1 pseudogene is annotated in these 666 nt (G+C 60.1%); it reads left to right on the top strand.

Features of this window, described 5'->3' with window-relative positions:
- Positions 1-461: 461 nt before the first annotated feature.
- Positions 462-666, top strand: a pseudogene (locus CKO36_RS19325) (ISKra4 family transposase); the annotation flags it as partial.

Genomic DNA, 666 nt, shown 5'->3' with positions numbered 1-666 from the left:
TTGACTCCGCTCCAGCGGTGGTACCGCATTCTGTCTCGGGCACTGGAAAAGTTTCTCAATGGGCGTCAATTGCGCCCGCCGGACACCCTGCCTGCGCCGGCGTAGCCGATTCAGTGCCCCCCAGATGCCCGTAATCGGGAGCGAAAAACCGCTCGCGAGGGGTGGGAACTGCTCTTTTTAGGATTATCGACCCACCGCAGATCGCCTTGGGGTACAACACCTCGTAGCCCCCCGGCCGTGACCGATCGTGCTTGAGGTGTCGTTTGAGGGTGAGAACAAGCCGGGCGTACCACAGCGCTTCTTTGTCGCGAGGTGTTCGCGTGCCGGTTGATTTTCAACGGCGGATCGGGGCCATCGCAACCGCTCGCCACAGAGGTCAGCGGGAATTGCTGCTAAGCATGGCTCATGATTGACATCATTGAAAGGCGGCACCCTACCAAACCCCCTATGGGGCCATTGAAGTGGAGCGCAACGTCTACCAAACCTCCCAGGGCGGTCGTATCTACTGCCCCCTGGAAGCCAGCGCACGCCTCATTCGTCAGGCCACCCCGCTGTTCGCCCAGCAGCTCTCGCACAAGTATTCCCAGATGAACGTCAACGCCGTCTGCGAAGACCTGCGCGCCAATCATGGTCGCCAAATTGCCGCTTCCTATGTGCAGAATACCG

The organism is Rhabdochromatium marinum, from assembly GCF_016583795.1.
GTDB classification, from domain to species: Bacteria; Pseudomonadota; Gammaproteobacteria; order Chromatiales; family Chromatiaceae; genus Rhabdochromatium; species Rhabdochromatium marinum.
The sequence above is the reverse complement of the archived record's forward strand: the minus strand, read 5'-3'. Positions and strand labels throughout refer to the sequence as shown.